This window comes from Thermobifida cellulosilytica TB100 (assembly GCF_001517975.1).
Classification (GTDB): domain Bacteria; phylum Actinomycetota; class Actinomycetes; order Streptosporangiales; family Streptosporangiaceae; genus Thermobifida; species Thermobifida cellulosilytica.
Window position 1 is genome coordinate 83,643 of sequence record NZ_KQ950181.1, and the last position, 22,942, is coordinate 106,584.

At 69.4% G+C, this 22,942-nt stretch carries 24 protein-coding genes, 1 tRNA gene and 1 pseudogene; 10 read left to right on the forward strand and 16 right to left on the reverse strand.

Annotated elements, in window-relative coordinates; translation table 11 throughout:
- Positions 1 to 108: 108 nt before the first annotated feature.
- The 4 genes from fabF to AC529_RS06685 all read right to left on the reverse strand — a co-directional run bounded on the left by fabF (position 109) and on the right by AC529_RS06685 (position 3,648).
- A complete protein-coding gene (fabF, locus tag AC529_RS06670) occupies positions 109 to 1,347 on the reverse strand; it encodes a beta-ketoacyl-ACP synthase II (protein ID WP_068754747.1) in 1,239 nt (412 codons plus the stop codon).
- A 133-nt stretch (positions 1,348 to 1,480) separates the two neighbouring features.
- Positions 1,481 to 1,723 carry an acyl carrier protein gene (locus tag AC529_RS06675; protein WP_068754749.1) on the reverse strand — a complete coding sequence of 81 codons (243 nt, stop codon included), beginning with the start codon at positions 1,721 to 1,723 and terminating at the stop codon, positions 1,481 to 1,483.
- 87 nt (positions 1,724 to 1,810) lie between these two features.
- Positions 1,811 to 2,764: a beta-ketoacyl-ACP synthase III gene (locus AC529_RS06680; RefSeq protein WP_068754751.1), complete on the reverse strand. Its 954-nt coding sequence runs from the start codon at positions 2,762 to 2,764 to the stop codon at positions 1,811 to 1,813.
- Entirely contained in the window at positions 2,764 to 3,648 is an 885-nt protein-coding gene (locus AC529_RS06685) for an ACP S-malonyltransferase (protein WP_068754752.1), read from the reverse strand. Before AC529_RS06685 ends, AC529_RS06680 begins: the two co-directional genes overlap by 1 nt.
- Before the next feature lie 277 nt (positions 3,649 to 3,925).
- Between AC529_RS06685 and AC529_RS06690 the strand changes: the two genes are divergently transcribed.
- The 5 genes from AC529_RS06690 to AC529_RS06710 all read left to right on the forward strand — a co-directional run bounded on the left by AC529_RS06690 (position 3,926) and on the right by AC529_RS06710 (position 8,616).
- On the forward strand, positions 3,926 to 5,128 hold the full coding sequence (locus tag AC529_RS06690; protein WP_068754755.1) for a PucR family transcriptional regulator: 1,203 nt from the start codon (positions 3,926 to 3,928) through the stop codon (positions 5,126 to 5,128).
- A gap of 226 nt (positions 5,129 to 5,354) precedes the next feature.
- On the forward strand, positions 5,355 to 6,245 hold the full coding sequence (locus AC529_RS06695) for a hypothetical protein (RefSeq protein WP_394326434.1): 891 nt from the start codon (positions 5,355 to 5,357) through the stop codon (positions 6,243 to 6,245).
- A 60-nt stretch (positions 6,246 to 6,305) separates the two neighbouring features.
- The gene (locus tag AC529_RS06700; RefSeq protein ID WP_068754757.1) at positions 6,306 to 7,064 is read left to right on the forward strand and encodes a LamB/YcsF family protein; all 759 of its coding nucleotides are present in this window, start codon (positions 6,306 to 6,308) and stop codon (positions 7,062 to 7,064) included.
- A 17-nt stretch (positions 7,065 to 7,081) separates the two neighbouring features.
- The gene (locus AC529_RS06705; RefSeq protein ID WP_068754760.1) at positions 7,082 to 7,687 is read left to right on the forward strand and encodes a 5-oxoprolinase subunit B family protein; all 606 of its coding nucleotides are present in this window, start codon (positions 7,082 to 7,084) and stop codon (positions 7,685 to 7,687) included.
- A 35-nt stretch (positions 7,688 to 7,722) separates the two neighbouring features.
- Positions 7,723 to 8,616 carry a 5-oxoprolinase subunit C family protein gene (locus tag AC529_RS06710; RefSeq protein ID WP_068754762.1) on the forward strand — a complete coding sequence of 298 codons (894 nt, stop codon included), beginning with the start codon at positions 7,723 to 7,725 and terminating at the stop codon, positions 8,614 to 8,616.
- Here AC529_RS06710 and AC529_RS06715 read toward each other — a convergent pair.
- Positions 8,606 to 10,297 (reverse strand): alkaline phosphatase D family protein, encoded by a 1,692-nt coding sequence (locus tag AC529_RS06715; protein WP_068754764.1) that lies wholly within the window; start codon positions 10,295 to 10,297, stop codon positions 8,606 to 8,608. The genes AC529_RS06710 and AC529_RS06715 overlap by 11 nt on opposite strands.
- A 175-nt stretch (positions 10,298 to 10,472) precedes the next feature.
- Here AC529_RS06715 and AC529_RS06720 point away from each other — a divergent pair, with 175 nt between their 5' ends.
- The 5 genes from AC529_RS06720 to AC529_RS06740 all read left to right on the forward strand — a co-directional run bounded on the left by AC529_RS06720 (position 10,473) and on the right by AC529_RS06740 (position 12,542).
- Positions 10,473 to 10,901 (forward strand): secondary thiamine-phosphate synthase enzyme YjbQ, encoded by a 429-nt coding sequence (locus tag AC529_RS06720; RefSeq protein WP_068754765.1) that lies wholly within the window; start codon positions 10,473 to 10,475, stop codon positions 10,899 to 10,901.
- A 147-nt stretch (positions 10,902 to 11,048) separates the two neighbouring features.
- On the forward strand, positions 11,049 to 11,480 hold the full coding sequence (locus AC529_RS06725) for a DUF3052 domain-containing protein (protein ID WP_068754767.1): 432 nt from the start codon (positions 11,049 to 11,051) through the stop codon (positions 11,478 to 11,480).
- A 107-nt stretch (positions 11,481 to 11,587) separates the two neighbouring features.
- The gene (locus AC529_RS06730; protein WP_068754769.1) at positions 11,588 to 12,049 is read left to right on the forward strand and encodes a peroxiredoxin; all 462 of its coding nucleotides are present in this window, start codon (positions 11,588 to 11,590) and stop codon (positions 12,047 to 12,049) included.
- A 22-nt stretch (positions 12,050 to 12,071) separates the two neighbouring features.
- Positions 12,072 to 12,404 carry a hypothetical protein gene (locus AC529_RS06735; RefSeq protein WP_068754771.1) on the forward strand — a complete coding sequence of 111 codons (333 nt, stop codon included), beginning with the start codon at positions 12,072 to 12,074 and terminating at the stop codon, positions 12,402 to 12,404.
- Positions 12,405 to 12,468: 64 nt separating this feature from the next.
- Positions 12,469 to 12,542: transfer RNA gene (locus AC529_RS06740), tRNA-Val, on the forward strand.
- A gap of 88 nt (positions 12,543 to 12,630) precedes the next feature.
- Here AC529_RS06740 and AC529_RS06745 read toward each other — a convergent pair.
- From AC529_RS06745 to AC529_RS19530, 11 genes and pseudogenes are all read right to left on the reverse strand, one after another.
- Positions 12,631 to 13,872: a tyrosine-type recombinase/integrase gene (locus AC529_RS06745; protein WP_068754773.1), complete on the reverse strand. Its 1,242-nt coding sequence runs from the start codon at positions 13,870 to 13,872 to the stop codon at positions 12,631 to 12,633.
- A complete protein-coding gene (locus AC529_RS06750) occupies positions 13,872 to 14,048 on the reverse strand; it encodes a DNA-binding protein (protein WP_156482491.1) in 177 nt (58 codons plus the stop codon). The genes AC529_RS06745 and AC529_RS06750 overlap by 1 nt, the downstream gene beginning before the upstream one ends.
- The gene (locus AC529_RS06755) at positions 14,048 to 15,748 is read right to left on the reverse strand and encodes a replication initiator (RefSeq protein ID WP_068754775.1); all 1,701 of its coding nucleotides are present in this window, start codon (positions 15,746 to 15,748) and stop codon (positions 14,048 to 14,050) included. The genes AC529_RS06750 and AC529_RS06755 overlap by 1 nt, the downstream gene beginning before the upstream one ends.
- Positions 15,749 to 17,188, reverse strand: coding sequence for an FtsK/SpoIIIE domain-containing protein (locus tag AC529_RS06760; RefSeq protein ID WP_068755885.1), 1,440 nt, complete (start codon positions 17,186 to 17,188; stop codon positions 15,749 to 15,751).
- A 210-nt stretch (positions 17,189 to 17,398) separates the two neighbouring features.
- Positions 17,399 to 17,794: a plasmid replication, integration and excision activator gene (locus AC529_RS06765; RefSeq protein ID WP_068754777.1), complete on the reverse strand. Its 396-nt coding sequence runs from the start codon at positions 17,792 to 17,794 to the stop codon at positions 17,399 to 17,401.
- 128 nt (positions 17,795 to 17,922) lie between these two features.
- Positions 17,923 to 18,726 (reverse strand): protein phosphatase 2C domain-containing protein, encoded by an 804-nt coding sequence (locus AC529_RS06770; protein ID WP_061783731.1) that lies wholly within the window; start codon positions 18,724 to 18,726, stop codon positions 17,923 to 17,925.
- Positions 18,727 to 18,729: 3 nt separating this feature from the next.
- Positions 18,730 to 19,605 carry a sigma factor-like helix-turn-helix DNA-binding protein gene (locus tag AC529_RS06775; protein WP_061783730.1) on the reverse strand — a complete coding sequence of 292 codons (876 nt, stop codon included), beginning with the start codon at positions 19,603 to 19,605 and terminating at the stop codon, positions 18,730 to 18,732.
- A gap of 110 nt (positions 19,606 to 19,715) precedes the next feature.
- Complete coding sequence (locus tag AC529_RS06780) at positions 19,716 to 20,096, reverse strand: ATP-binding protein (RefSeq protein WP_061783729.1); 381 nt, start codon at positions 20,094 to 20,096, stop codon at positions 19,716 to 19,718.
- Positions 20,097 to 20,203: 107 nt separating this feature from the next.
- Positions 20,204 to 21,001: a helix-turn-helix domain-containing protein gene (locus AC529_RS19525; RefSeq protein WP_083948011.1), complete on the reverse strand. Its 798-nt coding sequence runs from the start codon at positions 20,999 to 21,001 to the stop codon at positions 20,204 to 20,206.
- 26 nt (positions 21,002 to 21,027) lie between these two features.
- Positions 21,028 to 22,023: a hypothetical protein gene (locus tag AC529_RS20000; protein WP_156482490.1), complete on the reverse strand. Its 996-nt coding sequence runs from the start codon at positions 22,021 to 22,023 to the stop codon at positions 21,028 to 21,030.
- A gap of 692 nt (positions 22,024 to 22,715) precedes the next feature.
- Positions 22,716 to 22,942 (reverse strand): annotated as a pseudogene (locus AC529_RS19530) (helix-turn-helix domain-containing protein); the annotation flags it as partial.

The window sequence follows — 22,942 nt, forward strand, 5'->3', positions numbered from 1 at the left end:
TGCCCCGACGGCCGGAGCTGATCCGCGGCCCGGGAGGGGACGCGCGGTGCGGCCTGCCGGACCGGGGCGCCCGCCGCGACGCGGACCGGGCCGACGCCCCGGCGGCGGTCAGGGCCGCCGGAACACGAGGGCGACGTTGTGGCCGCCGAAGCCGAAGGAGTCGTTGAGCGCGGCGACCGCGTCGGCGGGCAGCTCCCGCGGCTTGTCCAGGACCACGTCGACCACGACGTTCGGGTCGAGCTCCTCGACGTTGATCGTGGGCGGGACCACGCCGTGGTGCAGGGCCAGGACCGTCGCGACGGACTCCAGCGCGCCGGCGCCACCCAGCAGGTGGCCGGTCATGGACTTGGTGGAGGTGACCGCGACCGAGTCGGCGGCGGAGTCGCCCAGCGCGGTGCGGATCGCCACGGTCTCGGGGACGTCGCCCGCCGGGGTGGACGTGGCGTGCGCGTTGATGTGCGCGATGTCGGAGGGGCTCAGCCCTGCGTCGGCGATCGCGGCGGAGATGGCGCGGGCCGCGCCCGCACCCACCGGATCGGGCTGCACCATGTCGTAGGCGTCGCAGGTGTACCCGGTGCCGGCGGCCACCGCGTAGACGCGGGCGCCGCGCGCCGCGGCGTGCTCGGCCGACTCCAGGACCAGCATGCCCGAGCCCTCGCCCATGACGAAGCCGTCCCGGTTGACGTCGAAGGGGCGGGAGGCGCGCTGCGGGTCGTCGTTGCGGGTGGACAGCGCGCGCATCGCGGCGAACGCGGCGATGTTCAGCGGGTGGATCGCCGCCTCGCAGCCGCCCGCGATCACCACGTCGGCGCGGCCGGAGCGGATCATGTTGATGCCGTCGGCGATGGCCTCGGCGCTGGAGGCGCAGGCGCTCACCGTGGCGTGCGAGCCCGCGCGGGCGGTGAACTCCAGGGCCACCGCGGCGGCCGGACTGTTGGGCATGAGCATGGGGACCGTGAACGGCGAGACCCGCTTCCAGCCCTTCTCCCGGAAGATGTCGTACTGGTGGAGGGTGGTCAGGATCCCTCCGATGCCGCTGGCCACCACGACGCCCAGGCGCAGCGGGTCGACTTCGGGGGAACCCGCGTCGGCCCACGCCTCGTGCGCGGTGATCAGCGACAGTTGCTGGGTCCGGTCCAGGCGGCGCAGTCGGTGGCGTTCCAGCTTCTCGGACGGCTCCTCGGCGAGGAGACCCGCGAAATGCACGGGGAGTTTCTCGTGCCACTCCTCCGGCAGGTAGGTGATGCCGGATCGACCTTCGAGCAGCGCCGACCAGGTCGTGGCGACGTCACCTCCCAGAGGGGTGCTGGCTCCGAGGCCGGTGACGACGACTTCGCGGTTACTCATGGTCGATCGCCCTTCTCGTCTGGGTGGTCGGTGCGCCGTGGACCCCGCGGCGCGCGGGCCGTCCGGAGCGCTGCCGGACGGGATCGGGCAGGCCCGCCGACGGCTGCGACGTCGGCGGGCGGGACGGCGTCGGCTACTGCTTCTGGATGTAGGTGATGACGTCCTGGACCGTCTTCAGGTCCTTGAGCTGGTCGTCGGGGATCTCCACGCCGAACTTGTCCTGGGCGGCGACGGCGATCTCGACCATGGACAGCGAGTCGATGTCGAGGTCGTCCACGAAGCTCTTCTCCGGGGTGACCTCGCCCGCGGGGACACCGGCGATCTCGTCGATGATCTCGGCGAGGCCGTCCAGGATCTCCTTGTCCGTGTGGGCCATGTCAGGTTTCTCCTTTACGTTCTCTACTGCCATGAGGCGGGGTCGCCCGACAGCTCCGGTGTGCTGCGAACGGAGTCGGCAGCGGCGTCAGGGAAGACGCAGCACCTGCGCCGCGTACGTCAGGCCGGCTCCGAAACCCAGGGTGAGCACGGTGCTTCCCGAGGGGAGTTCGCCGCGCTCGATCATGCGAGCCAGCGCGAGCGGAATGGAGGCCGACGAGGTGTTCCCCGCGGTGACGATATCGCGAGCGATGATCGCCTGCGGCGCGCCCAGCTTACGGGCGATGGCCTCCACAATGCGCAGGTTCGCCTGGTGCGGGACGAACGCGGTCAGCTCCTCGGGGGCCACACCGGCCCGTTCCAGCGCCTCCAGGGCCACCGGGTACAGCTCGGTGGTGGTCCACCGGAAGACGGTCTGGCCCTCCTGGTAGATGTACTTGTGGTCGCGCAGGTAGATCTTGTCGGCCCGGTCGCCGGAGCTGCCCCACACCACCGGGCCGATCCCGGGCTCCTCCGAGGCCGACACCACCACGGCGCCCGCCCCGTCGGCGAAGATCACACAGGTGGAGCGGTCGTCCCAGTCGAGCCAGTCGGAGAGCTTCTCCGCGCCGATCACCAGCGCGTGGCGCGCCGAGCCGCTGCGCACCGCGTCGTTGGCCACGCCCAGGGCGTAGCAGAAGCCCGCGCAGGCCGCGTTGACGTCGAAGGCCCCGGGCGCGGGGATGCCCAGGCGCGCGGCCACGCTCGCCGAGGTGTTGGGGATCTGGTCGCGCTGGGTGCAGGTCGCCACGATCACCAGGTCGATGTCCTCGGGGGTCAGGCCGCTGGCGGCCAGGGCCTTGCCTCCGGCGGCCACCGCCATGTCGGTGACGCTCTCGTCCGGGGAGGCGATGCGCCGTTCGGCGATGCCCACCCGGCTGCGGATCCACTCGTCGGAGGTGTCCACCCGGGCGGCCAGGTCGTGGTTGGTGACGACGTTGGCGGGCTGGTACTCGCCGAAGGCGACGACGCGCGCTCCGGGAGAGGCTGGGGAGGTCTTCATCACGCTTGCCCTTCCAGATCGGCGGAGACCGCGCCCGCGTGCTCCGCGACGAGTGCGCGCGCTCGGTCCAGGTCTTCGGGGGACTTGACGGCGAGCAGTTCGACACCGCGCAGTGCGCGCTTGGCCAGGCCGGTCAGGGTGCCCGCGGGAGGCAGTTCGATCAGCGCGGTGACCCCCAGGTCGGCGAGGGTGGCGGTGCAGGCGTCCCACCGGACCGGGGAGCTGATCTGCGACACCAGGCGGGACAGGTACTCCGCTCCGGACGCCACGACCGCGCCGTCGCGGTTGGACAGCAGGCGGGTACGCGGATCGGCGGCGGTGATCGTGGACGCCAGCGCAGCGACCCGCTTCACCGCCGGTTCCATGTGGTGGGTGTGGAAGGCGCCGGCCACCGACAGGGGACGCAGCCGGGCCCGGGGCGGGGGAGCGGCGGCGAGCGCCTCCAACTGCTCGAGCGTCCCGGCGGCGACGATCTGACCGGAGCCGTTGTCGTTGGCGGGGGTCAGGCCCGCCGCCTCGATCGCGGCAAGCACCTCGCTGCGGTCGCCGCCCAGCACCGCGGTCATGCCCGTGGGGGTGACCGCCGAGGCCTCGGCCATGCCCCGCCCGCGCTCGGCGACCAGGGACAGGGCGTCGCGGGGGGACAGCACTCCGGCGACCGCGGCTGCGGTGAACTCGCCGACGCTGTGCCCGGCGACCGCGTCCGCCGATGCGGCGGCGGACTCCAGGTCGCCGAAGAGCGCCAGGCTCGCCGCGATACCCGCGCTCACCAGCAGCGGCTGGGCTACCGCGGTGTCGCGGATCTCTTCGGCGTCAGCGGTGGTGCCGTAGCGGACGAGGTCGAGACCGACCACCTCCGACCACTCGGGGAACCGCTCCGCCATGCCGGGGAGTTCGAGCCACGCGGAGAGGAAACCGGGGACCTGGGCACCTTGGCCCGGAGCGACGATTGCAAGCACAGCATCAACCTTGCCCTGTAGAACATCACCAGCTTGATGGGGACAGGCACGAACTTCACCGTGATCATTTTGTGAAATTTGTACAAAAAAGCGGTGTTGTTCCTCCGAAGTAGGAGGGCTGCGCGCACGATCGCGCACGGCCGCACCCACGACGGCAGCCCCACCGGGAGAAAGACCCGTCCCAAGGTGCCACCCTAGAAGAGTGACGACTGATTCTCTTGACGCGCCCCCGACCGACGAGGACGCCGTGCGCGCGGAGACCGTGCTCCGACTGGAACGCGCCATGGGAGCCCTGGGCACGGCCGCGGTGGCCCGGATGGAGGAGCGGCTGTCGTGGTTCCGCTCCATGTCCGCCGAGGACCGCTCGTGGGTGGGCCTGGTCGCCCAGTCGGGGGTGGCCGCTTTCGTGGACTGGTTCAAGAACCCCAACCGGGGCCGCCCGGCGATCGCCGTGGAGGTCTTCGGCACCGCTCCGCGGGAGCTGACCCGTTCGGTGTCGCTACAGCAGACCGTGGAACTGGTGCGGGTCGTCATCGACGTCGTGGAGAGCCGGGTCGGCGAACTGGCCGCGCCCGGCGGGGAACAGCAGTTGCGCGAGGCGATGCTCCGCTACAGCAGGGAGGTCGCCTTCAGCACGGCCCGCGTCTACGCCCGGGCCGCCGAGGCCAGAGGGGCCTGGGACGCCCGCCTGGAGGCGCTCATCGTGGACGCGCTGCTGCACGGCGACCGCGAGGAAGGGCTGGAGACCTGGGGGGCCTCGCTGGGCTGGTCGCGCACGCCGGTGATCGCGATCGCCGGGCTCCTCGGCGACCAGGACCCCGAGGAGGCCCTGGCGAACCTGCGGACCAGCGCCCGCCGGGCCGGGCACGACGTGCTCGCCGGGGTGCAGGGGGAGCGGGTCGTGGTCGTGGTGGGCGTCAACGAGCAGACCGCCTCCGACCCGATGGCCGCGGCCACCCCCCTGGCCGGGCTGTTCGGCCCCGGCGCGGTCGTCGTGGGACCGCCGGTGGAGGACCTGCGCGCCGCCAGCCGCTCGGCCCGCGCCGCGGTGGACGGCCTGCGCGCCGCGCCCGGCTGGCCGGACGCCCCCAGGCCCGTCTCCGCCGAGGACCTGCTGCCCGAACGGGCTCTGGACGGCGACCAGAGTGCCCGGAGTAGACTGGTCGAGCAGGTGTACCAGCCACTGCGTGACGCCGGAACCCCACTGCTGGACACCCTGTCGGTCTACCTGGAACACGCCTCCTCACTGGAGTCCACCGCGCGGATGCTGTTCGTCCACCCCAACACGGTGCGCTACCGCCTCAGCCGGGTGGCGGAGCTGACCGGTCAGGCTCCCTCGGACAGCAGGGGCTCCTTCGTGCTCCGGGTGGCGCTGACCCTGGGCCGTCTGGCCGACCGGCGGTGAGGTCCGGGCCGCACACCACGGCCCCCGTTCCCGGGAACGGCCGGGCCGGGGCGGGCGGAGAAAGATCCGCACGGCACGTGAAAACCGGATAACGTGAGCGGTGGACACGAGCAGTCGTGTCCGCTTCTCGTCGTGCCGCGGTCACGGTCCTCCGGCGCAGCGCAGGGGCGTCGACCGGCTGGTGCAACGGAACGCGTGGTAAGGGGGAGTAGTGGCGGCGTCCGTGATGAGACGGTTGATCACTCGCATCGTGGAGTACGTCCAGGAACCCACCGCAGCGGGCCAGGTCCGGCGGCAGGTCCTTTTCCACATCCCGATCCCCATCCTGATTCTCGGCGTACTGGCCCTCGTCCTGCGCGAATGGTCGGCACCGGGCTGGACGATCCTGCTGTCGACGTCGGTGGCGGTGGGATCTCTGCTGCTGGCCTGCTTCGCCCAGCCCACACCACTGCCCGAAGGCGTGCCCCCGGAGGTCTCGGTGCGCCGCTCCCTGCACCGCTTCCGGCAGATCACCGGACTGCGCATCGGCCTGGCCCTCACCCCCGTCGTGATGGGCGTCGCCGCCTCGATCGTGGGAGGCGGGCTGTTCCCCTACGCCGTGGCCTTCGTACTGGCCTGGCCGCAGCTTCTGCTGGCCTGGCCGGGCTACTTCACCGTCTCGCGGGCCCGGCGGGCGATGGAGGCGTGGGGCACCAAGGCGTACCTGTGGGCCGCGCTGGCCCAGCCCGCCCGGGTGGAGTGGCCGCTGATCACCCGGCTGCACGACTGGTGGCGCAGACGCCGCGCCGCCGCCCGCGGCGAGGCGCCCGCCCCCCGGCGGCCCAAACCGCAGGCCAAGCGGAACAAGCGGCCCGACAACACCACCGCGCAGGAGGTCTGCGACCTGCCCGGGGTGCCCGAACGGCTGGCACCGCCCAAGACCCCCGCGACCCCGGTGGAAGCGGTGGTCCCCGGATTCTCCCGCTCCCCCGCCCGGCCCTCCGGCCCGGCCGGGGGATCTGTGCTGCGCCTGCCGGTGCAGTTGCAGTTGCTGCGGCTGCGCGCCAACACCAGGCCCAAGACCCGCGGAGACCGGGCCGAACAGCGGCAGCGGACCAAGAACAGCCAGGGGAACTGACGGCCGCCTGACAGCCCCGGGGCGGCACCGGACGGGTTCGCACGAACAGGAACATGCCCGATGCGCATCGACCTCAACTCCGACCTCGGTGAGGGGTTCGGCCGCTGGGAGCTCGGCGACGACGAGGCACTGCTGTCCATCGTCACCAGCGCCAACGTGGCCTGCGGCTTCCACGCCGGGGACCCCACCGTGATGCGCCGGGTCTGCGCCCGCGCGGCCGACCGGGGCGTCGCCGTCGGCGCCCAGGTCGGCTACCGCGACCTCGCCGGTTTCGGACGGCGGTTCATCGACGTGCCGCCCGACGAGCTGGCCGACGACGTCGTCTACCAGATCGGCGCCCTCGACGCGTTCGCGCGGATCGCCGGGGACCGGGTGCGCTACGTCAAACCGCACGGGGCGCTGTACAACGCGATCGTCCACCACGAGGGGCAGGCCAGAGCGGTCGTCGAGGCGGTCCGCTCCTACGACGCCGACCTGCCCGTCCTGGGGCTGCCCGGGTCGCGGTGGCTGGAGCTGGCCGAGCAGGCGGGGCTGCGCGTCGTCCGGGAGGCGTTCGCCGACCGCGCCTACACCCCGGAGGGGGTCCTGGTGCCGCGCCGCCACCCGGGGGCCGTCCTGCACGACCCCGACGAGATCGCCGAACGCTGCCTGCGGATCGTGCACGGCGAACCGATCCCCGCCGTCGACGGCACCCCGGTGCGCATCACCGCCGACTCGCTGTGCGTCCACGGCGACACCCCCGACGCGGTGCGGGTCGCCGAGCGGGTCGCACGGCGGCTGGCCGACGAGGGAGTGCGCCTCGCCGCCTTCGCGCGGTGACCGGACGGGAGAGGCGGATGCGCGTCCTGGAGTGCGGCGACAGCGCGGTGCTCGTCGAGGTCGACGGCCTCGACGAGGTGATGGCGCTGCACGCCGAGCTCGCCGCACACCCCCTGGCAGGGGTCGAGGAGGTCGTCCCGGCCGCCCGCACCGTGCTGCTGCGCCTGGCCCCCGGGCACGACAGCGCCGCGGTCGCCGCCGCGGTGCGCACACTGCGGCCCCGGCCCGCGCGGTCGGCCCCGGACGAGCAGGTGGAGATCCCGGTGCGCTACGACGGCGCGGACCTGCCCGACGTCGCCGCGGCCACCGGGCTGAGCGAGGACGAGGTCGTCGCCGCGCACTCCGCGGCCACCTGGACCGTCGCCTTCTGCGGGTTCGCACCCGGCTTCGGCTACCTCGTCGGCGACGACCCGCGGCTGCACGTGCCGCGCCGGGCCGAGGCCCGCACCCGGGTGCCCGCCGGGTCGGTGGCCCTGGCAGGCGGCTTCACCGGGATCTACCCGCACCCCTCGCCGGGGGGCTGGCAGTTGCTGGGCCGCACCGACACCGTGGTCTGGGACCTGGACCGCGACCCGCCGGGGCTGCTGCGTCCCGGAGTGCGGGTCAGGTTCGTCCCGGTGTGAGCACCCCGGACACGGCGACGAGGAGGAGCGGGCCGATGGCGGCGCTGGAGGTAGTGGAGACCGGTGTGCTCACCACGGTGCAGGACGCCGGCCGGGTCGGGTACGCCTCCCTGGGCGTGGGGCGTTCGGGAGCGGCCGACGCCGTCTCCTACGCGCTGGCCAACCGGCTCGTGGCCAACCCTCCCGGCGCCGCCGCCCTGGAGGTGACCCTCGGCGGGCTGCGCCTGCGGGCCCGCGGCGCGGTGACCGTGGCGGTCACCGGAGCCCCGGGGCCGCTCAGTGTCGACGGCCGCGCCGCCGCGATGAACAGCGTCCTGCACCTGCGCGACGGCGCCGAGCTGCGCATGGGGACGCCCGAGCGCGGGCTGCGCGGCTATCTGGCGGTCCGCGGCGGCATCGACGTGCCGCCGGTGCTGGGCTCCCGCAGCACCGACACCCTCGCCGGACTCGGCCCGGCCAGGGTCGCCCCGGGCAGTGTGCTCCCGGTGGGCCAGCCGCCGCCGCAGTGGCCGACGGTCGACCTCGCCCCCGACACCCCGTTCCCCGGCGACGAGGTCGAGCTGCGCGTGACGCTGGGGCCGCGCGACGACTGGTTCACCGCGGACGCCGTGCACACCCTGCTGACCGGCGGCTACGTGGTCAGCGGGCGCACCGACCGGGTCGGTGCGCGGCTGCTGGGACCGCCGCTGGAGCGCGCCCGCCCCGGGGAGCTGCCCAGCGAGGGCACGGTTCCCGGCGCGTTGCAGATCCCGCACGACGGCGACCCGGTGCTCTTCCTCGCCGACCACCCCGTCACCGGCGGCTACCCGGTGATCGCCGTGGTGGTCTCCGCCGACCTGCGCTGGGCCGCCCAGGCCCGCCCGGGCACCCGCCTGCGGTTCCGCCTGGCGCGCCGCTCCCGGCCCGCACCGGTCCGCGTCACCCCGTGAGGCGGTGCGCGGCCAGCTCCCGCACCGGGGGGCGCAGGCCGGACCGGGCCGCCGCGCGCAGGGCGGTGCGCACCACGGGGGAGTGCTCCCAGCGCACCGCCGCGGTCCGACCGTCCAGGACCAGGGTGGCCAGCGCGTTGTCGTACCAGGGGCCGCCGACCAGGCGCCAGTCCAGGGCGGGCGTGCGCACCCCGGCCAGCGTGGCCAGCGCGCGACAGCCCAGGCCGGTCACGGCCCGGCCGGCCAGCCACGTCATGCGGCGCATCGCGGGCGGCAGCCAGTTGCAGATGGGGGAGCAGACCAACTGCGCGATCACCGTGCCCGCCGCGCGGCCGCGGGCCCGCGCCCGCGCCAGATAGGAGAAGTGCACGTCCCCGCCGAGGAACAGCACGCTCGCCGGGGGCGCGCCGCGCCGACCGTCGGCGACCTCCAGCACCGCCTCCGTCACCGCGGTGAAGGAGCGCTGGAACGCCGCCCAGTGCTCCAGGTCCAACTGGCGGCGGAGCTTCTCGCCGGGGCCGCGCAGCCGTCCGCCCCACGCTCCCGCGCACACCGCCTCGTTCCACGCCTCCAGGTAGTGGACCCCCTTGGGCAGCAGGAACGGCAGGGTGCTGGCCACCACCAGGTGGTCCACGTCCCCGGTGAGGGATTCGTCCAGCCACCGCTCGCCCACGGGGCCGAGCATGGAGCGCGCGCGGTCGTCCGCGACGTCGCGGCCGCACCGGGTGTCCACCATGAGGACCCGGCTGCCGCCGAAGGTGTGGGCGTGGCTCCACCGGTAGGAGTCGGGTTCGCGGTGCGCCTGCCACGCGAACTCGTCCAGCGCCGCCCCGCCTCCGCCGTCGCGCAGCGCCCGCCACACCGGGTCGGCCGCCCGCTGCTCCGGGGAGAGGTTGCCCGCGTGCTGGTACACCCAGTACGAGCCCAGACCGGAGGTGATGCGGGGCCGCCACCACGGGTTCTCGGCGATGTCGCTCCGCCAGGACCCCGAGGTGTTCCAGTCGTCGCGGATGTCGTGGTCGTCGAAGAGCATCAGGGTGGGCACCGTGGACAGCAGCCACCGCACGTCCGGGTCGCTCCACGACTGCCGGTACAGCTCCGCGTACTCGTCGAAGAACACGACCTCGTCGTCGGGCGGGCGGTGCTGCTCGGCGGGAGTGCCGGCGCGCCGGGCGGCCAGGTACTCGCGCATGGGCTGCTGGATCTCGTCGGCGTACACCTGGTCGCCGATGAGCAGCAGCGCGGTGGGCTCCGCGGCGGTGCCGCCGCCGCGGCGGGCCTCGGCCAGCCGCAGCGCGTAGGCGCGCAGCATGTCCGTGCCGTAGCGCGCCACCGCTGCGGGGCCGTGGTCGGTGGGGGTGCGGCAGGAGCCGAACAGCAGCCGCTGCGGGGCGGAGTGGTCCAGGGGGCGCAGCAGGCTCGGCGGGTACGGGGAGCCCTCCTCCGGCCACACGGGGACGCCGTCCACGCTCACCCGGTACTCCACGGCCCGGCCCGGGACCAGGCCGGTGAGGTCGCACAGGGCGTAGTGGTGCCCGTGGGCGGAGAACGTGTCGGCACTGGCCGTCCGGTTCCCGGCGGTGACCGTGACCGTGCCGGGACCCTCGGTCTCCACCCAGACCGTGGCCGTCGTCTCGGTCACGTGGCGCAGTATCGGGCCGAGCCGAAGTCCGTTTCCCACCGTTGCTCCCGCTGTGCGTCGTCCGCGGCCGTCCCAGGCCGTTGGCGTGAGTATGGTCTCTTTCCCGCACGACCGGCCAGTCCCCGGGCAGAGTGGGCAATTTCTCGTCCGCAAGGAGCGGACAACAGGGGCCGAGGAGGTTGCAACCGGGCCGAACATGGGTAACCGTTGCCGCATGCGGACCACATTGCTCGAATTGCGCACCGGTGGAACGGAGGCTGTTGTCGACATCACTCCGCAGTGCGCCGAGTTCGTCGCGGAGACGGGCGGTGACGGACTGCTGAACGTGTTCGTCCCGCACTCCACGGCCGGAGTGGCGGTCATGGAGCTGGGGTCCCGGTCCGACGAGGACCTCCTCGCCAGCCTGGGCGACCTGCTGCCCGCGGACGACCGGTGGCGGCACCGGCACGGATCGCGCGGCCACGGCCGCTCGCACGTCATGCCCGCGCTCATCGCCCCCTACGCCACAGTTCCCGTGGTTTCGGGAAAACTCGCCCTGGGGACGTGGCAATCTATCGCCATCGTCGACCTGAACGTCGACAATCCCGACCGCCGGGTGCGGCTGTCGTTCTTGACGAGTCCGGCTGACGGGGCAGGATGGTAGAAGCAGAGCACACCGACGAACGCGCGTTGACGAACCAGGTACCCAACGTGTGAACTTAGCCAGCAACGGCGGGATCGCCCCGGAAACGGGACCAGTCGCGCCCGTGCCCGTGAAGGCGGGCAACATCGAAACGGAGGAGGACTTTTCGTGAGCGCGACCGCGGGCCAAGCGCAGAGCGAACGCGGCTTGGCCGAACGACTCGGGTTCAAACCGGGTCAGGTGGTGCAGGAGTTCGGATTCGACGACGACGTGGACGAACAGCTCCGCCGGTCGATCGCCGAAGCGACCGGTAGCGAGCTGGTGGATGAGGACTACCCCGACGTCGTTGACGCGGCACTGCTGTGGTGGCGCGCCGACGAGGAGGACGACCTCACCGACGTGCTCGTGGACGTGTCCGCCACGATCGAGGGCGGCGGCAGCATCCTGGTGCTGACTCCCAAGGCCGGCAGGGAGGGACACGTCTCACCCAGCGACGTCGCGGAGGCCGCGACGACCGCGGGACTGTCGCAGACCAGCGCAGTGAGCGCAGGCCCCGACTGGTCGGGGACCCGCCTCGTCCTCCCCAAAGGACACCGCTGACGATCCCGCGCTCCTCCCCGTCGCGCCGCGGACGTCGCAGCCCGACGCGGGTCGCGTGCCGCCCTGTCGCCGGGGCGGCACGCGACCGGAACAGGAATTGAGGACCCATGCCGATCGAAGTGGGCCGCCCGGCCCCCGACTTCGAGCTCGCCGACCAGCACGGCCAGACCGTGCGGCTGTCGGACTTCCGGGGACGCAAGAGGGTGATGGCGGTGTTCTACCCGCTCGCCTTCTCCGGTATCTGTAGCGGTGAGCTGCGGCAGCTCCGCGATCACGCGGACGAGTTCGCCGAACGCAACATCCAACTGCTCGGTATCTCGGTGGACTCCATGTTCGCCCAGCGCGTCTGGGCCGACCAGGAGGGCGTGGACTTCCCGCTGCTGGCGGACTTCTGGCCGCACGGCGAGGTCGCGCGCGCGTACGGGGTGTTCGACGACGCCAGGGGCGTGGCGCTGCGCGGCAGCTTCCTGGTCGACACCGGGGGCGTGGTGCGCTGGAGCATCGTCAACCCGATCTCCCGGGAACGCGACCTGGACGACTACCGCAAGGCGTTCGTCGAACTCGACTGAGGAACCACCCGAAGGAGACCCCATGCCCTGCTACCTGTGCGGGGCGCGTTCCGGAGACCCCTCCTGCGGCGCAGAGCCGTGGGAGCGCGGGGTGCGCCGGGAACGCCAGGTGCTGATCTGCCCGGACTGCCTGGCCAGCCGGGACTGGAAGGCGGACCTGGATCGCTGCGGACGCTGCCGTTCCACCTTCCTCATCTCCCGGCTGGGAGAGATCGAGTGCCACGGCTGCGGAGAGGTCCGTCCGCAGCTCGCTCCGGCCGAGCCGACCCCGGTGGACGCGGCCCTCACCAACGAGGTGGAGCAGGCGCTGTCCCGGGTCCTGAGCGGCCTGGTCCCCCAACGCGGGCGACGTTGACCCGCCCGAACCGGTACTATCTCCCTGCGGGACGACCCGACCCGGTCGGGTCGCCCACGTGTGCGGGCGTGTAGCTCAGTTGGTCAGAGCACCCGCCTTACAAGCGGGCGGTCGGAGGTTCGAGTCCTCTCGCGCCCACCCCCGACAAGCAGTGCAAACGCCCGGGGCCGACTACGGCCTCGGGCGTTTTTCCGCACCGGTCGACAGCAACGTGACAGCAACCGCCTCAGCCGAGCGCGTCGCCGAGCCTGCCCAGCGCCCGCCGTTTGTCGTCGAGGGAGGTGCGCGCGTAGATCGTCATGGTCACTCCGATGTCGCTGTGCCCGACGATCTCGCGGACCACCTGGGGAGGCACGTCGAGGTTGAGCAGCAGCGTCACGCAGGTGTGCCGAAGGTCATGGAAGCGCATCCCGTCGAGGCCCGCCGCCGACCGCAGCGGATGCCAACTGCGCCGCAGGTTGGTCGGTTCCAACGGAGTGCCCCGCCGTGAGGGGAACACAAGACCGTGGTCCTGCCAGTTCGCCCCCGCCGCAGAGCGTTCGGCGAGCTGGCGTTCCCGGTGCTCCCGTAGCGCAGTTATGCACAGGTCAGGCAGGGGGACCGTCCGCGCCGAGCCCTCGGTCTTGGGCGGCACCAGGAGAAGCCGACCGTCGACCCGTTGCAGGGTGTGGACCACCTCCAGACGTCCCGCCACCAGGTCCACGTCTTGCCAGCGCAGTCCGAGTAGTTCCCCGCGCCGCAGTCCCAGGCAGAGCGCCAGGACGTAAAGCGCGTGAAACCGGTCGTCCCTGGAGACTTTCAACAGCCGCTTGGCCTGGGCCAGGTCGAGCCCGCGGTTTACCGTGTAGCGCGGTGCGGAAACCCGCACCAGAGAAGCCACGTTGCGGGGGATGACCTCTTCCCGGACCGCCGTCTGAAGAGCGTTGCGCAGTACGGCATGGATGAACTGCACCATGCGTGCCGACAACCGGGTCCCGCAGCATTCCGGGGAAGTCTTGGCGCAGCAGCGGGGAAATTCCCGTGCGGCATCGGTGCCGTTGCGGCAGCACTGGCACTGTTGCCGAATATTCGTGATGAAGGTCCGCACGTCGCGAGCGGTCAGCTTGTCCAGCCGCTTCCATCCCAGAGCGGGAACGAGGTGGCGACGTATGACGCTTTCGTAGCCCTGAACGGTCTTGGGCCGCCGCTCGACCCGCACGACGTGTTCCAACCAGTAGTCCAGGTAATCCCCGACCGTCCAGTTCTCCGAAGCCACCGGGATACCCCGGTCGGAGTCGGCGAGCAGCTTGTGCAGCTTGGTCCGGGCGTCTTCGTAGTCGCGCCCGTAGCCCTGGACGCGCTTGTAAATGCCGTCCGTGGTCAGAACGTAGGCCGCGAAGGCGTAGCGTCCGTCCTTGCGCTTCCAGATGCTCCCGTCCCCGTTGGCCCGTTTGCGCCCTTTGCGGTTCCGCCGATTGTTGACCGCCATCAGGCCGCGCCCTCCAGACCTTTCAGGCACTCCACCAGAACCGAGAACGGCACGAACAGAGGCCGACCGGTCTTGACCGAGCGCAGTTGCCGAGAGCGGGCCAGGCCGCAAGGCATCCGCTGGTCGGTCTGAAGCCACTGGGCCGCCTCATCAACGGCAAGGATCAGATCAGCCATCACGCTGCCTTTCCAGTTGCCGAAAGGGTGGCCTGTCGTTGAGCGGCTTGCGCCGCGTGGAGGGCGGCGCGGCGTTTGAGTGCTTCGCCGACGGCCCGCAGGAGGCGGTGTTCGCGGGGTGGCACGTCCGGGTCGGTGGGTCGGGCCAGTTCCCAGGCGATGCGGTCGCCGTCGCCGAGGAACCGCAGCGGAAAAGCTGCGGGGTGGGTGTTCTCTCGGTCGTTGGTGGGGTTGGTGGGGTCGAGGCCAAGGGTGCGCAGGACCCAGGCCAGGCGGTCGGCCTTGTGGTCGGCCAGGGTCTTGCCGGACCACTTGCGCGAGACCAGGACGCGCCGGCCCGCGTAGCCGAGGTGTTCGCGGCGGTGGGCTTTGGAGGTGCAGAAGCCCGGCCGCAGTCCGGCTTTGGCGTCTTTGGGTTGGATGCCGTGGCGCAGCCAGTTCGCGCACCGAGGCGAGCACGGCTCGAACCGCAGGGCGTCGAGGAGCCGGTCCACGTGCTGTTCCTGGGCCACCGTCTGGACGGTGTGGCATTCGGCGATGTCCTTGGTCAGGTACTTGGCCAGGTAGCGGACGCACCGGTCAGCGTCCGCAGAGCCCGCGAGCACGCCTTTGGCGTCGACCTGGGGGCCGAAGCGGACCACGTGCAGCGGCTGCGCGTCCGGATCAGCATCCAGGCGGTCGAGGGCTTGGTCCCAGGTGGGCAGGACTTCCCCCGTGGCCGGGTCGAGGTAGGAGCCGGTTGCTTCGTCCCAGATGGGCAGGTGGTCGCCGTCGAAGACCACCCGATCGGTCGAGGGCCACCACACCTGGTGGTAGGTCGCCGCCGCGATCTGCCGCAGCTCCGCACGCGGGATGGTGCCGCGGATCGCCATGTGCAGATGCGGAGCAAGACGCCGCTGTGGTTCCACGGTGGCGAAGTACTGCACCTCGAACCCGGCCACCCGGCGGAGGTTCTGGACGAACCGGTCCACCAGCTTGGAAAAGTGCAGGGCGTCGCGTGCGGCCCGCCGGTAGTCGTAGGAGGCCGGGTCCACCGGTGTGCCGTCGGAGCGCACCCGCCCGTAGGAGTCACAGGTCAGCGTGAGGAACAGCGACGGCCGAAACACCCTGCCCGACTCCGGGTCGGTGAAGGCCCGGCCCACGGTGCGGCGCACCATCGGACGCTTGGGCAGGTCGGGCGCGTCTTGGCGTCGCCGGGTCGAGCGCACCCGCCGAGACCGAGCCCTAGCCGCAGAGGAGGGAGCGGGAGCGACCCGGCCGCGTAGCCCCGAGGCAGCGATCTCCTCATCCAGATCAGCAATGGCCTGGTCCAACTCGGCCAGGACCCTCGGGTCAGCGCCGAGGGCGGCCAGCCGGTCGCGTTCAGCCGTGACCACGGCCCGCTGTTCGACCCAGGCCCGCTGCACCGTGGTCGGTTCGTTGGGGGTGATGACGGGTTCTTCGGTCAGGTGCCAGCCTTCTTCGCACTGAGTGCGGCGCAGGGACCGCTTGCGGCGCGCACACGCCGGGCAGCGAGACTCCAGTGTTGCCCCGCACGGCACGTCGACGACCTCGCTGGCCCCGGTGACGGTGTCGATACGCCGCAGGGCCACCGGGCGGATGCACACCCCGTGGTCGGCGGCGACCTGTTCGGCCACCACCCGCGCCAACGGCTGGGCCAGGCGTTCAGCGCGGGTGGTCTTACCGGTCGGCGTGGGCATCTACGCGGCCTCTCCCACCACGTGGAGTTCCACTGTCGCGGCCGAGGTGTGGTCGGCAGTCATGGCGTCAATGTCGGCATCGGACACATACGCCGCCCGCACCCGTACCGGCATGGGCGAGCCCTCCAGCCGGACGAACGCCACCCCGGGAAGGGCCGGATCGATCAGGTGCGCATTGGCGCCGCGGTCGCGTGCGCCTTCGCCGAGCACCATGTCGACCTGGGCGGCCTCATCCAGGCGCAGGGCGATCTTGTCGGGAAACAGGTTGCGCAGGTTCATGACCTCCTTGCGCGGATCCTGTAACGCGGCCAGGACGCAGAACCCCACCGAACGCCCCTGGGATGTGAGCGTGGCGATCGCGTTCTCCGCGCGACGCCGCACGTCCCGGTCGGGGTGGTAGGCGGTCAGGAACGCCACCTCATCCAACACCATCACCACGAACGGGTCCTCCGTGGTCGGGGTGTGGGAGCGTCGGTGTCCGGCGTAGCGTTCGGCCCGGTTCTGCATCTCGGCCACCGCGTCTTCCAGCAGGGCCACCGCCGCTTCCCCCGTGTCGGCATACCGCGCGAACAGCGAACGCCCGTAGGACAACTCCATCCGCTTGGGATCCACCGCCCACACCTGCACCGTCCCGTCCTCCAAGGCGGGAAGCATGGCGCGGACCGCCGACCACAGCACCGAGCCCTTGCCCGAGCCGGTCACCCCCACCACCAGCACATGCGTGCCGTGCAGGCGCAACCGCCACAGCGTGCCGTCCTCACGCAGGCCCACCGGCAGCGCGCCCAGATCGACCGCCTCGGGCACCTCCAGGGCGTCGATGGGGGCAGCCAAGGTGTCCAGGCGGGGAAACTCCAAGACCACGTCCCGCGGCCCGCGCACCATCACCCGGCAGGAGGGCGCGCCGAACCCGTGCGCCAACTCCACCACCCGGCTCTCGAAGTCGGCGGGAGTCGTCCCGGCGACCAGACGCACTCGCACCCGGTCGGCCCAGGCCGTGCACGTCACCTTGCGGATGCGGGGAAGGTACTGGCGCTCTTGGTAGGTCTGGGCCAGCCCGGCCACCACGAGCACCGGCTGCCAGTGCCGCGCATACACCCACCACCGCCACGCCGCCAGCAGCCGCAGCCCCACGCAGTGCCGGAAGGAGACCGGCCAGCGCCACCACCACACCAGCAGGCCGACAACGACCAGCACCCAGACCACCGCCACGGTGACTGTGCCGAAGACGTGCACACCCAAGACGGACAGGCCCGCCAGGGCAAAGGCCACAGGGAAACGGAACGGCAGCCCCACCACCAGCACCAGGGCGCGGGCCAGCCAGCGGGCCACGATCAACGCCACCGGGGTGGGCAGCACCGGCGTGGCGAACCGGAACGCCTGGGCCGGAACCGGCGTGGTCACCGACACCTGCTGAGAGGCCGGCCGAGGAGACCACCACATCAGCACCCACCCCCCACCAGGCAGGCCGGACGGGTGCAGGCACCCGGTGAGGAGAACGCGAAGTTCTCCCACGACACGACGGAAGACGACTGGTCAGCCATAATCAGACACACCTCTTCTGTGGTTCATCGGTTGGCAACCCGAACAGAAGCAGAAGGGCCACAGGGGCGGCCCGGTGTTGCAGCACCAAGCCGCCCCGCTCACACCAGCTCAGGCGTCCTTGGCCGCCCGACGCCCACCGGCGCCGGGAGCCTTGATGCCGCGGGCGCGCAGCGAGTAGGCCACCCGGGGCCGCCGCCCCGAGTCGTCCACGTAGGGCATGACCGTCATGCCCTCGAACTCCACCGGCCGGAACGGCAGCCCCGCCACCTCATCGGGCAGGACGGGGCAGACCTCGGCCGCCACCTTGACCTTCACCGACTTGGCCCGGCCCCGCGCGTTGGGGTCGGCGTCGATCACCTCCACCGCCCACAACGGCAACCCGGTCTCCCGGTCCACCTCCGGCCGCTTGGTCTCGAAGTTCGTCACCGCCTCCACCCCCAACGCGAACGCCCCGTGCGGAAACACCGTCCCAAACGCCACCGGCAACGCACCCTGAATCGCCATCTAGCAGCACCTTTCCACTCTTGTCTATCCCCCTAGACGACACAGGGCGTGCGCCCCGGAACAAGGGATGTCTAGGGGGGTTGACAGAGACGGTAACAAGAAGCCCGAACGATTGTCTAGGGGGGTATTCAGTTGGCCGGTCGCCAGGTGATGACGGTGGCGTCGTCGTGGCGTTTGGAGCGCGGCCAGCGCCGACCGTCGGGGTCTGCGCGTTCGGCGTCGCGCACCCGGGCGATGAGTGCTTGCGGTCCTTGGGTGTGCAGCAGGTCGAGCAGGGCGCGCCAGTCGAGCAGGCCGAAGGTGTCGACCAGTCGGCTGGCCCCGTCGGTGAGCAGGGCCAGCCCGGCCACCCCGGCCAGCGGCACACTCCCGGTGAGCGCCTCCCCGGCGGCGCGGGGGTCGGCTCCTGCCGTCCAGAAGCCGCCGGGAACGTTGCGGTACTGGGCCAGCCCCGCATCGAACTCGCGGCGCGTCAGCTTCTCCCCCGCCGGGTGCAGGCGCCGGACCTCCTGCTCTGCGGCGTTGATCCGGTCGTCGGTGACCACCAGCGGATCGGAGTCGACCAGGTCCACCACGAGCACCGAGTCGGCCAGCACGAGATAGTCCAGCCTGTCCGGGGTGAAGCGCACGGCGGCCACAGTGGCCGAGGGCGTGTTCGGATCGGCCAGGTCACAGGCGGGGCCGTGCAGTGCAGCGGCCGTGTCGATCGCCGAGGCCAACGCGTCGGCGAGCGTGCGGTCCGGGGTGGCCTCGGCGAGCAGCAGGCCGCCGAGCCTGCGGGTGTACCAGGCCACCCCGTGCACACACCCCGACTCAAAACCCGCAGGGGTGCCGGCCCCGTCCAGCAGCACCGCCACATCCGCGCCCACCGCCGCAAAATCCTCGTTGACCCGGTCGGTGTGCGCCGGGTCGGTGGCGAGACGGAACGGCACGGGCTACTCCCGGTCGTGGCGGTACAGCGGTGTGGCCAACTCGGTCCTAGTCGGTTCGTTGGTGGTGGGGTCGTACTCGGTACGGACCAGGACCGAGAAGTTGTCCGTTCCCACCTGACCCCACAGTGTGGCGATGTCGGTGGACAGCAGGTGGGCCACGCCGAGTGAGCCCACCGGGTGCACGCCCGCGATCACTAGCACCGACCCCTTGCCGTCGGGGCGGGAAAGCCGTCCCAGATAGGCGATGTCACTGGGTTTGGGCGGGTTCTGGTCGGAGCCCGCATAGTGGACTTCGCCGGTTCGGGTGTCCCGGATGCGCCACGGTCCGCCGTCTTCGCGCTCCCAACGGAGCACCGGGTCGGTGTCGTACAGCTCCCGTATGGCCCGGCTCATCCGAGGTCCGCACACCACCACCAGGCCCGAGCGGTTCAGGTCGACCTCTCCGGAGACCGAGACATGGTCGTCTTTGACGGTCAGTTCGAGGTTGCGCGCCAGTTCTTCCAGCCGCTTGCCGGTGTTGAGGTCTTCCAGCGACACCACGGCCCGGTTCTTCTCCGGGTCGTGGCGCAGCGGGGTGACGACCGTGACCGTGCCCGAGCCGAAAAACTCCCCTTCGGGTGCCGGGCCGGTGTGGCGGATCTGGTGGATACGTCCACGGCTCAGCCCGGCTTGCTTGGCGATCTGGGCATACGACAGCCCTTGAGCGTGCAGGTCCTGAATCACGCGACGGCGCAGCCGGGCCAGGTCGGTCACTTCCTGCTGTGCTTCGGCGAGACGTTCGGTGGCCGCCCGGAGCAGAGCGAACGGGTCATCGATCGCTGCGATGCGCTCGTACTCGCTTGGCACGCGCCCCCTCCTCTCCGCCACAGCAAGCAGCATGAACAGCGCTTGCGAGTGTAGTCCCCTAGACAAAGCAGGGTCGAGGAGTTCACCAGAGGAGGAACTAACTGCCCGGAAGCGTCTGCGCCGCCGCGGCATCCGCAGACCGCTCACGACGAGGGGGGATCAGTGGCCAGTTCGGCCCAGAAGCGCTGTCCTCCCGGGAGTGTGTCGCGTCCCCACTGCTTGGTCAGCGCGGCCACGATTGCCAGACCCCGACCATGCTCCTCATCGGGCGACGGCATCCCCGGGTGAGGGGTGATCGGGGTACGCGAGCCCAGGTCGGCCACGACCACGCGAACACCCCAGTCGGCCACCTTCAGGCCGACGATGAAGGAGGAGCAAAACTCCGCACTCTTGGAGTGCTTCACCGAGTTGGTCGCCAGTTCACTGACGACGAGTTCCACCTGATCGACCAACGGATGATCACCCAGGACCGCCCGGGCGAACTCGCGAGCGTCCCGCACCTGGTGCGGGAACGCGCGAAACATGCGTGACCACTGTCGAGGCACCGCAACCACCGCCGTCTAGAGGGCTATACACCTTGACGTTGGGAGCGTAAGCCAAGACAGAGCAATGATTCAACGAAATCACTGAATCAGTTGGATTGGCCGAGGAGCCGCGCGAAGTCTGCCCGGACAGTCGCGATCAACTCCCGTGCCTCCTCCCCGGACACGGCCGCCTGCTCCACCGAGGCGAAGGCGTCGCGGTAGGCCGCCACGTCGTCCGGATCGGTGATGGTCACTTCAGCCGTGAAGGTCTCCACCGACACCGCCTCATCCCCGTACACCGTGAACCCGTGCGGAGGCACCACATCCAGCCGAGCTGACCAGGGCACCACCCCGACCCATACGTTCGGCCGCTCTGACACCGCTGCCACGTAGTCGAGTTGGGCCAGCATCACCGAACCGTCCCCCGGCCAGGTCCGCAACGCCCCCTCGGACACCACGAACCGGAACGACCGAGTCTCGTCATCGAGCACGCCGGAGACGCCGAGGTCCCGAGTCCCCGCAGCCTTGGCGTAGTTTCCGGTCCGCAACAGCCGAGGAATCACCGCCGACTGAAAACCAGCCACTGAAGAGGCCGACCGCTCCAACCGACGAACCGCATCCGGTTTCAATGAAAAACCAGCATCTATCCTCCTTTCCTTGGTTCTCGTTGCATAAGCTTTCAAAGTCTCGGAAATGAGGTGCTCTGTCTCTTCTGTGGATATCGGTAGGGCTGTAATGATCTTTTTTATTGTCTCGGTTGACTTTATGCGCTGGCCGTTTTCTATCCGTGAGATGGTAGATTGGTTTGTGTTTGAGATGTTTGCCAGCTCTCTGGTGGACAAGCCAGACTTCTTTCTGGCTTGACTCAATTTTGTGCCGAGTTCTTGTAGATAGTTGGAGGACATGGGAGTTCTTATTTTATTTACAGGGTCTAGTCTCGAAAGTTGATGTGCTTCTCCGTCTCGGAGACATTCTTTTGGACGATGTTTTCGAGGGGTTCGAGCTCGTCTTCAATGTCCGCAAAGCGCGAAAATATCCTATACCTTTCTTCCTCTTTTCGGATGTCTTCTGCTCTTTTTCTCCATCTGATAAGGTCCTTTTCTCTGTATCGAAACTTCAAGCTTAGGACATTCTCCAATTCTATCTCTTCTGAGTATCTGTCAAACTGAACTAGCTTCAGCATCTCCTCCCGGTTGTCCACGATGGGGAGACAAGAAATAAGGAAGTCCAGATTTTCCTCAATATGCTGTATTCGTGACTTCAGGTGTTCGATCAGGGCAAGTTTTAAGGTTTCCTCGTTGAGGTCAAGCTGTCTTCTGAGTTCTCTTGCAACGGTATCACAAACATCCAAGGGGGAGAACATTTCATACTTGACTCCGTAGCGGTCGCAAATCTCTCTTAGAGAATCAGAAAGTGGCCAAACAACAAATTGTTGCCTTACTTTAGAAAAAAGAAGACAAGCGACATCAAATAGAATGGTAGTTGCTGGCTTAATTGATTCATGGCGAATATTGTCCCGATGGTAAACTTCATTTCTGTACGAATGCATCTTCGTTATTGTTCTGGCAAGAGGGTGGCTAATTACGCCCCTCTGTGCCAGAAAATGGGCCTTCTCGTCGAAATGACTTTCTATTCGCTGTACTTTTTTAGGAGGTACGGTCTCATTTTTTAGACTTTCTAAAGTTTTCCGAATTCTTTCCTGGTCTAAATTTTCACTGGAGATGTCTAGCATCTGTTCCCAAAATTTGATGGATTTAAGATTTGTATGATTATTAATCAATAGATTTTCCTTTATTATTCTTCTCATGGAGAGTTCTACAACATTGTCTAGTAGCAAAAATGCCAATCTGAAGCGAGGAATTCCTCCGAGGTCTATCATTCTTTTTGCTTCTTCGAGTTGAGTTACGATAAATTCAATACGTTCCACTTTCTCTCCGGATAATTCTGGTTGCCGAATTGGGCTTTATGGGATTCAAGGCGACGGCGCTGCGCGCCGTCGCAGGGTGTGGCTGTGGCTCGGGCTGCGGGCTGTCGCCCGGTCCCGAGCCACAGCCACACCGTCACAAGGCCGAGCTGCATTGATCGGTATCCCACCACAGCACAGGCCAAAGCAACGAGACATCGCGCAAACTGGCGGAATCTGGCCCCTGGCCCGTGGTCTCGCCTGTGGTTGATGGCGTTCTCGGTTCCCGTGGCACTCGATCGCGCGACCCTGCCTGTCTGTGGCTGAGCGCTCCGGCGCGATCGAGCGCCACGGACCGAGAGCCGTGGGCGCCCGCCGTTGGAACGGGGGAGGCCGAAGCCGAAGGGGACCCGACAGCGGACCGTGGTCAGTGGTTGCTGTTCCCTGCCGTCTGTGAGGTGAGAAGGGGGAGAAAGGGACAGCAACCGTGACAGCAACGGCCACGGCTTGTCCCCGGCCGAAAACGGGCGTCTTTTCGTATTAGCCCAGGTTAGCCATGGTTCGAACTAGTGATGCCTTTGCCTTACAAGCGGGCGGTCGGAGGTTCGAGTCCTCTCGCGCCCACCCTCGACGAACAGCCGAAAACGCCCGGGACCGGCCGCGGTCCCGGGCGTTTTCGGTTTCTGTTGTCCGGTGCTTTGAGGACCAGCGTGTACTCAGAGTACGCCCGCTCTCCGAGCCAGCCCCTGGAGTGCAGGACTGGCCGGGGCCTGGATGGTCAGCAGGTCCCCGATCGCCTGACGTGCCAGGGGATGACTGCGTACCTGCTCAGGAGTGATCGTTTCGGCCTGTTCCAGTGTTTCCACGGCCTCGTCGAGGTTGCGCCGCTGGAGATGGGCGCGCGCCACGTCGATGAGGAAGCGCCCCCGCCGCTCCGCCGACA

What these genes read in the sequence shown, in the direction of transcription:
- fabF (WP_068754747.1), bottom strand. Translation starts at nt 1,347, where the DNA reads ATGAGTAACCGCGAAGTCGTCGTCACCGGCCTCGGAGCCAGCACCCCT.
- AC529_RS06675 (WP_068754749.1), bottom strand. Translation starts at nt 1,723, where the DNA reads ATGGCCCACACGGACAAGGAGATCCTGGACGGCCTCGCCGAGATCATC.
- AC529_RS06680 (WP_068754751.1), bottom strand. Translation starts at nt 2,764, where the DNA reads ATGAAGACCTCCCCAGCCTCTCCCGGAGCGCGCGTCGTCGCCTTCGGC.
- AC529_RS06685 (WP_068754752.1), bottom strand. Translation starts at nt 3,648, where the DNA reads ATGGCGGAGCGGTTCCCCGAGTGGTCGGAGGTGGTCGGTCTCGACCTC.
- AC529_RS06695 (WP_394326434.1), top strand. Translation starts at nt 5,355, where the DNA reads ATGAGACGGTTGATCACTCGCATCGTGGAGTACGTCCAGGAACCCACC.
- AC529_RS06700 (WP_068754757.1), top strand. Translation starts at nt 6,306, where the DNA reads ATGCGCATCGACCTCAACTCCGACCTCGGTGAGGGGTTCGGCCGCTGG.
- AC529_RS06705 (WP_068754760.1), top strand. Translation starts at nt 7,082, where the DNA reads ATGCGCGTCCTGGAGTGCGGCGACAGCGCGGTGCTCGTCGAGGTCGAC.
- AC529_RS06710 (WP_068754762.1), top strand. Translation starts at nt 7,723, where the DNA reads ATGGCGGCGCTGGAGGTAGTGGAGACCGGTGTGCTCACCACGGTGCAG.
- AC529_RS06720 (WP_068754765.1), top strand. Translation starts at nt 10,473, where the DNA reads ATGCGGACCACATTGCTCGAATTGCGCACCGGTGGAACGGAGGCTGTT.
- AC529_RS06730 (WP_068754769.1), top strand. Translation starts at nt 11,588, where the DNA reads ATGCCGATCGAAGTGGGCCGCCCGGCCCCCGACTTCGAGCTCGCCGAC.
- AC529_RS06735 (WP_068754771.1), top strand. Translation starts at nt 12,072, where the DNA reads ATGCCCTGCTACCTGTGCGGGGCGCGTTCCGGAGACCCCTCCTGCGGC.
- AC529_RS06745 (WP_068754773.1), bottom strand. Translation starts at nt 13,872, where the DNA reads ATGGCGGTCAACAATCGGCGGAACCGCAAAGGGCGCAAACGGGCCAAC.
- AC529_RS06750 (WP_156482491.1), bottom strand. Translation starts at nt 14,048, where the DNA reads ATGGCTGATCTGATCCTTGCCGTTGATGAGGCGGCCCAGTGGCTTCAG.
- AC529_RS06755 (WP_068754775.1), bottom strand. Translation starts at nt 15,748, where the DNA reads ATGCCCACGCCGACCGGTAAGACCACCCGCGCTGAACGCCTGGCCCAG.
- AC529_RS06760 (WP_068755885.1), bottom strand. Translation starts at nt 17,188, where the DNA reads ATGTGGTGGTCTCCTCGGCCGGCCTCTCAGCAGGTGTCGGTGACCACG.
- AC529_RS06765 (WP_068754777.1), bottom strand. Translation starts at nt 17,794, where the DNA reads ATGGCGATTCAGGGTGCGTTGCCGGTGGCGTTTGGGACGGTGTTTCCG.
- AC529_RS06775 (WP_061783730.1), bottom strand. Translation starts at nt 19,605, where the DNA reads ATGCTGCTTGCTGTGGCGGAGAGGAGGGGGCGCGTGCCAAGCGAGTAC.
- AC529_RS06780 (WP_061783729.1), bottom strand. Translation starts at nt 20,096, where the DNA reads ATGTTTCGCGCGTTCCCGCACCAGGTGCGGGACGCTCGCGAGTTCGCC.
- AC529_RS19525 (WP_083948011.1), bottom strand. Translation starts at nt 21,001, where the DNA reads ATGTCCTCCAACTATCTACAAGAACTCGGCACAAAATTGAGTCAAGCC.